We start from the raw sequence: 6,494 nt of genomic DNA, 5'->3' as shown, positions 1-6,494 counted from the left end.
AAGTTGGGAATCTCGGTCAATATCGGACGGGTGCCTATCTCAGCGTGAGACTGACGTAAGAAACTGCAAGATCTAAGATAATCCCACCATAGCACCCGGATATTGTTTTCTTTCTACCTGGGTACCAAGACTATTTAGCTGTTCTACGATCGCCTCTTCTGACTTTGGTTTTTTCCGTGCCAAGAGAACCCACACTCTTTTTTGATCCTGCAGCTCTGTGGCTTTTAGAGCCCGTAATTCTTGATAGTGTTGTTCTAAATCAGCGTCCGATATTTTCCAAATACCGATATTGCTCAGCTGACTGAGAACAATGTCAGATGCAGGCAGCTCAAAACGACGGTTGTAGAACTCAAACTGAAACTGTGCCCCTGGCAAAACATAGAGCTTATCGCCTGCTTGCCAGTGAGTATCTATGTATTGGATAGTCGGTCTCACGTGATCAAAGTGCAAACTTATAGGATCTATCATACCGTGAAGACCTTTTCGGGTGGGTATGAATACCAGCATCACAGCCATGATCAGGCCGACAATCCCCAGCACCCTAGGTTTCTTTTTCCACCTCGCCAACCAAAAAACAATACCTTCTGCCAAAGGAATTAGGGCAAATGGGGCCAAAAATAAGATTAGTCTCTCTCGGAATGGATATTTATGCAGATAGGCGGCCAGCAGGGTAATCAGCAACGGGCTACTGAGGTAGAGCAGACGTAGTTTTGCCGTGCGGTATAACAAAACACAACCGGTAATAAAGGCCACCATGGCAACGCCATCTGCTGGTCCAGCAAAGCCGAGGGGGCGATAGAAAAAGCGACCAAAGGAGTCCAATAACCACGCTATATCCCAGACATTATTGGGATAACGACCCGCCCAGCTATCGGAGAGTCCTGTTCCTGTCAGGGCTTTACGAATAACGAGAAAATATAGGCCACAAAAACTAAGGAACCATGCACTATACAGCGGTAACCGTCTGAGGCAAAAATCTTTTAGGGTTTGCCAGGGTGTATGCCACAACCGTAGTTTGACGATATTGGCTCCTTCTACACCTGCGATCACAAAAATGCTAGGGAATGATAGCCAGATGCTGACGATGCCTAATATTCCTGCTGATAAAGACTGTTTTAGGCTAGGTTTAGCGGTGGCCAGCTTAGATATGGCCATAAATAGCAACAACCCGCTGGCGACATCCCAGCTATAGGGTTTTGTTTCACTGGCAAAATAGGCAATGTAGCCCTGTACTGAAAACAGCAGTATGACAATGGGTCTGGCCCATCCTTGGGTAAACTGCTGCGTCAATCGATAGAACAGTCCCAGGGATAATAGGCCACCGATGAGGGGAAACAGGCGCAGAGAGTATTCGTGACTCCCTAGGGTATCCATGGCAAATTTCTCAATCCAGAGAAATAGGGGGGGAGCCGCCTGATTGTGATCCAGTGCATTGAGCAGTTCTAGATAACTGCGGTCTAGTAGATTGAGCCCGATGGCCACTTCGTCAAACCAGAGGGAGCGATTGCTCAGGTACTGCACCAATCTAATTAAAATCCCTAATCCAACGCCCAGCAGGGAAAAAATCTCTAGCCAGTGACGATGGGTTAAGGATTTTAGGTTCTGAAGGAACACGGGCGGCTGGTAAATAGCAAACTTCTAAATGTCTATCATGTTTGCTGGTGCCCGAACCTGGGTTAGTTTTCCTGAGCTAATTTACTCAGCTAAAACGGGACTACAGGTCTTACAAATGGCTTCAATGTGTCGATGGTCGGTGCCGCAGCAACCTCCCAGTACATTCAGGTGGGGCAGCTGTCTCCGGAGCAGATAGAACCGTTCGCCTAGATCCTGAGGGTTGCCGTCATCTAGGGTTTCGGCCTCGTCTAGCTCAGCGTGGCTCATCATGGAGGCATTGGCTCGGATACCCCGAATACGCTCTACCCAAGGGCCTTGGTTGAGGATGGCGCGGTCAAAGTGGATGGGGTGAGCGCAGTTGATCATGTAGTAGGCTGGGGCGCTATCGGTGGCTGTATCAACGATGCGGATAGCCTCTTTTAGGCTGGTGCCGTTGGGTAGTTTGCCGTCGGTTTCAACGGTGAAAGAAATGACAACGGGCATTTGAACCTTGCTGGCGGCGCGGGTGATACCGATGGCTTCTTCTGGGTAGGTCATGGTGATGGCGGAGACCAGATCAGCTGCGGTGTTTTGGAATGCGTTGATCTGGGCCTGGTGGTATTGCTCAGCAGTTTCTGCATCCATCAGATCGTTAGGACTATAGCCGTCGCCTCGAGGGCCGATGCAGCCGCTGATGACGATAGGGGTGTGTGGGCTGTCGTAGGTAGTCTGGGTGAGTTGGAGGAGTGCGATCGCGCGTCGGTTCACATCTGCCAGCCTGGCCGCATCATAACCCTGCCGACTGCCCCAATCGGCACTGGCCCGCCATGTCGGACTTTCTAACACAAGACCCATGCCATAGGTTTTAGCCAATGTGCCGTAGGTATTGAAATAGTTATGGAGCGCTTCGGTCCCCAAGGGGCGGTCCATCAAGGTAAACGCTGCAAAGTCCGGCAAATCCCAGCCCTGCTGAAACAGCATGACAGTTTCTAAGCCACCATCCGTAATAAAAATACTGTCAGACAGCTGTGGCAGCTGATGTCGGTAGTAAGCCATGGTCTGTGTTCCTTAAGTGTGTGTGAACGATTGCGTTTGATTTGATACAAATCGCCCATCGCAATTCCTAAGCGTGGCCTGTGATATTCATCACCGCCCTAGCGCCGATCAAAGCGCCATCCCCAGACAACCGTGGCAAAATAGGCAGTGACCCATGCCCATTGCTTTTCATGCTGCGCCTTTCCGAAATTAAGCTGCCCCTCGATCATACGGACGAGGATTTGCACGCCGCTGTCCTCAAAAAATTGCGACTCAAGGCAGCTGATATTAACAACTACACCGTCTTTAAACGCAGCTATGACGCCCGCAAACGAGACGACATTCGATTGGTGTACATCGTTGATGTGGAGCTACCGAAACAAAAGCAACTGCTGCATCGCTTTAAGAAAGATCCCCATGTCAAGCCTACCCCCGATACCAGCTATCACTATGTAGCAGAAGCACCCAAGGCTGTAGAACATCGACCTGTCGTGATTGGTAATGGTCCCTGCGGTATGTTTGCCGGTCTGTTGCTGGCCCAAATGGGCTTTAAGCCCATCATTCTGGAGCGGGGCAAAGCGGTCCATGAACGCTCCGTCGATACCTTTGGCTTTTGGAGTAAGCGCAAATTCAAGCCCGAGTCCAATGCGCAGTTTGGCGAAGGGGGGGCAGGCACTTTCTCTGATGGCAAGCTGTATAGCCGGATCAAAGACACCAATCACCACGGTCGAAAAGTGTTGCATGAGCTAGTCAACGCTGGTGCTGTGCCGGAGATTCTGTTCATTAATAAACCCCACATTGGCACCTACCGTCTGGTCAAAATTGTGGAGAACTTACGTAATACAATTCTCTCTTTTGAGGGAGATGTCCGGTTTGAAACCCGTGTGGATGACATTGATATTGCAGACCGTCAGGTGCGGGGAGTGATGCTGGCCAATGGTGATTACATTCGCACTGACCATGTGGTTCTGTCCGTGGGCCATAGTGCTCGCGACACCTTCGAGATGCTCCATCGTCGCGGTGTGTATATAGAACCAAAGCCTTTCTCCATTGGTTTTCGCGTGGAGCACCCCCAGCCCTTGATCGACGAATGTCGCTTTGGTGAACAAGCTGGTCATCCGATTTTGGGCGCTGCTGACTATAAGCTGGTGCATCATTGCAACAATGGTCGCTCGGTCTATAGCTTTTGCATGTGTCCTGGTGGTCAGGTTGTTGCCGCGACGTCAGAAACGGGTCGAGTTGTTACCAACGGTATGAGCCAGTATGAGCGCAGTGGCAAGAATGCTAATAGTGGAATAGTGGTTGGTATCACCCCTGAAGCCGATTATCCGGATGGTCCTCTGGCAGGAATTGCACTGCAGCGAGAGTTAGAAGCGCGTGCCTTTGAGCTAGGAGGTGGCACCTATGAAGCTCCTGGTCAGCTGGTGGGAGACTTTTTGGTTGGTCAACCCTCTCAACAGTTGGGGAGCGTTAAACCTAGCTATCGTCCTGGAGTGCATCTCTGTGACCTGAGTCCGAGTTTACCGGACTATGCCATTGAGGCGATTCGCGAAGCGTTACCTGTTTTTGATAAAAAGATTCCAGGATTTGCGATGCATGATGCTGTTCTTACTGGTGTAGAGACGCGCACGTCGTCGCCGATTCGCATTAAGCGAGGAGAGGATTTTCAAAGTCTAAATACTCAGGGATTGTATCCTGCCGGGGAAGGTGCAGGATACGCAGGTGGTATTCTCTCGGCTGGTGTGGATGGTCTCAAAGTCGCTGAAGCTGTTGCTCTGAGTATTGTGGAAAAAGTGTCTTGTTTAGTGGGGTGATATGGATGATGAACAAGATGTCATCCCGAATGTCATAAACATAGGACTTCTCAGTGGAAAGGCGAAGACTCAATCAACACAAGTTGAATAAACTATTTAATTCTTGATCCTAACCTGGAGTTGTAAGCATATAGCTAACGCTCAAATTCAGACTAAGCTCGCTGAGATCAGTCTTGATTTTGGATTTCAGTTACTGCTGATTTGTACCCCATACGAGTTGCTAGGAGAATAATTCATGGCTCAATTTAGGCGTTATACCGCAACAAGATAATCATCCTAAAGTGCATCTGAAAAGATGAAAACTCAACCGTTAATTACTGTGCATGATTGTACCTTCAAGCCGCAAATGGTAAGAAAACGTTCTTGGGCTCCATGGCGGACATGGCGGTAATGAATATGAGCGGATGATGCACGGTGATTGCATGGAAAATACTCTATTCGATAATCTTGTCATTCAACGTAATCGCATGAAGGCGCTGTTTGGATTTGACTATCTAATTGAGTGCTATGTGCCTGAGTCCAAACGTCGAACAGAAACCTAACAATCCCAGGAGAGTGCTAACTATTAGGGAGTTCATGCAGATTTGTATCGCCAAATTTTGCAAGATGTGAATGAATCTATATCAGAATGAGAACTATCGAAAATCTTTAGCTCTAATCGAGATGAAATATGGTCTGTAACGACTAGCCTAGGGTATGGCATGCCAAACATCATCCTCTGCTAATCCCATGAAATATTCTGATCTGCTAAAACATCCCGAAGGTGGGCGCTATCTTGAAGTTTATCGCTCGATGAGTCAGGTATCGATCGATGATAAAACGAGGACAGCTCTTACCCATATTTACTTTTCCTTGGAACCTCATGAGGTCAGCCGTTTTCATCGTGTCAGCAATGATGAAGTGTGGAATCTCTATCAGGGAGAAGGGTTATACCTGTACCAATGGGACGGGAGTTCCTCCACGATTGAGTCTATTGAACTGTCGGCCAAGTTAATGAATTTCTGCCATGTGATTCCAGCAGGCTATTGGCAGGCGGCGGTTCCTATAAAAGATCGTGTCCTGGTGGGTTGTTCTGTTGCGCCTGGGTTTGAGTTTGAAGACTTTGAGTTGATTGTGCCAGAGTCAGATATTGCTCAAACATTACTCAAGATAGATCCAGGTTTGTCTAAGTTGATTCAGGTCAGGTAATGCTGCTGATCTAGAAAACAGTTGTGAAAATTGGATGGCTCCTGATATTGATGGACTGGCACGAGGTAAAGTCCCTAAAGTTAGCCTCACCCATATTGACCATCACAGCCAATGATTGCCACCATGACGGATTGCTTAGGCTAGTTTAGCGATTGTGTGGTGCAACACCTCAACCCCATGCGGAGTTTTAAGATAAATTTCTTTGACTAAGAAAACTGGAGACTTTAGTACATTTGAACTATATTGGTGATCAAGTGCTTCTGATTGACTTCAATACTTTTTGACTTAGCCTGTTGTTATTTTCAAACATGCTTAAGGAGATTGCTATGAAATTGAGTCCCTATCTCTCTTTTAATGGTTGTTGTGAAACTGCTTTCAAGTTTTATGAACAGTGTCTGGGTGGCAAGATCGAATCGATGATGCCTTATAAAGGTTCACCTATGGAAGCAGAGGTTTCTGCGGAATGGGGGAATAAGGTCATGCATGGTGAGTTTAAGTTGGGTGAGTTCGTTTTGATGGGCTCTGACTGTATGCCGGGTAAGTATGAAGCAGCGAAAGGGACTTCTCTGATGATTGGGATTGAGGATCCGGTCGAGGCTGAACGGGCGTTTAATGCTTTAGCAGAGAATGGAAAGGTGGTAATGCCGATTCAGGAGACTTTTTGGGCAGAGAAGTTTGGCGTGCTTGAGGATCAATTTGGCATTCCGTGGATGATTAATTGCGATAAACCGATGTGATAGAGCTTTGGTTTTTAGTACTGACAATATCGCTGAAACCCCGCCACTATTCAGTATTTGTATCCTGATATGGGCAGGGTCAAAGCTTTTGTCGAAGTGCTTTAATCAGAAGTGCTTCGACAAAATG

6 protein-coding genes and 1 pseudogene are annotated in these 6,494 nt (G+C 47.8%); 5 read left to right on the top strand and 2 right to left on the bottom strand.

The features are described from left to right. Positions 1 to 72: 72 nt before the first annotated feature. The gene (locus IXB50_RS17300) at positions 73 to 1,614 is read right to left on the bottom strand and encodes a hypothetical protein (RefSeq protein WP_215610241.1); all 1,542 of its coding nucleotides are present in this window, start codon (positions 1,612 to 1,614) and stop codon (positions 73 to 75) included. A gap of 81 nt (positions 1,615 to 1,695) precedes the next feature. Next, on the bottom strand, positions 1,696 to 2,649 hold the full coding sequence (locus tag IXB50_RS17295) for a homocysteine S-methyltransferase family protein (RefSeq protein ID WP_215610240.1): 954 nt from the start codon (positions 2,647 to 2,649) through the stop codon (positions 1,696 to 1,698). A 170-nt stretch (positions 2,650 to 2,819) separates the two neighbouring features. Here IXB50_RS17295 and IXB50_RS17290 point away from each other — a divergent pair, with 170 nt between their 5' ends. The 5 genes and pseudogenes from IXB50_RS17290 (at position 2,820) to IXB50_RS17275 (ending at position 6,367) form a co-directional block, all read left to right on the top strand. Beyond that, positions 2,820 to 4,442 (top strand): NAD(P)/FAD-dependent oxidoreductase, encoded by a 1,623-nt coding sequence (locus IXB50_RS17290; protein WP_215610239.1) that lies wholly within the window; start codon positions 2,820 to 2,822, stop codon positions 4,440 to 4,442. A gap of 106 nt (positions 4,443 to 4,548) precedes the next feature. Continuing rightward, positions 4,549 to 4,674 (top strand): annotated as a pseudogene (locus IXB50_RS22860) (type II toxin-antitoxin system VapC family toxin); the annotation flags it as partial. Positions 4,675 to 4,864: 190 nt separating this feature from the next. Further along, the gene (locus IXB50_RS17285) at positions 4,865 to 4,984 is read left to right on the top strand and encodes a DNA glycosylase AlkZ-like family protein (RefSeq protein ID WP_246564640.1); all 120 of its coding nucleotides are present in this window, start codon (positions 4,865 to 4,867) and stop codon (positions 4,982 to 4,984) included. A 187-nt stretch (positions 4,985 to 5,171) separates the two neighbouring features. Further along, the gene (locus IXB50_RS17280; protein WP_215610238.1) at positions 5,172 to 5,630 is read left to right on the top strand and encodes a cupin domain-containing protein; all 459 of its coding nucleotides are present in this window, start codon (positions 5,172 to 5,174) and stop codon (positions 5,628 to 5,630) included. Between the two features lie 326 nt (positions 5,631 to 5,956). Next, positions 5,957 to 6,367 (top strand): VOC family protein, encoded by a 411-nt coding sequence (locus tag IXB50_RS17275; RefSeq protein ID WP_215610237.1) that lies wholly within the window; start codon positions 5,957 to 5,959, stop codon positions 6,365 to 6,367. Positions 6,368 to 6,494: the final 127 nt, after the last annotated feature.

The organism is Leptothoe spongobia TAU-MAC 1115 (assembly GCF_018739885.1).
Classification (GTDB): domain Bacteria; phylum Cyanobacteriota; class Cyanobacteriia; order Phormidesmidales; family Phormidesmidaceae; genus Leptothoe; species Leptothoe spongobia.
The sequence above is the reverse complement of the archived record's forward strand: the minus strand, read 5'-3'. Positions and strand labels throughout refer to the sequence as shown.

What these genes read in the sequence shown, in the direction of transcription:
- IXB50_RS17295 (WP_215610240.1), bottom strand. Translation starts at nt 2,649, where the DNA reads ATGGCTTACTACCGACATCAGCTGCCACAGCTGTCTGACAGTATTTTT.
- IXB50_RS17290 (WP_215610239.1), top strand. Translation starts at nt 2,820, where the DNA reads ATGCTGCGCCTTTCCGAAATTAAGCTGCCCCTCGATCATACGGACGAG.
- IXB50_RS17285 (WP_246564640.1), top strand. Translation starts at nt 4,865, where the DNA reads ATGGAAAATACTCTATTCGATAATCTTGTCATTCAACGTAATCGCATG.
- IXB50_RS17280 (WP_215610238.1), top strand. Translation starts at nt 5,172, where the DNA reads ATGAAATATTCTGATCTGCTAAAACATCCCGAAGGTGGGCGCTATCTT.
- IXB50_RS17275 (WP_215610237.1), top strand. Translation starts at nt 5,957, where the DNA reads ATGAAATTGAGTCCCTATCTCTCTTTTAATGGTTGTTGTGAAACTGCT.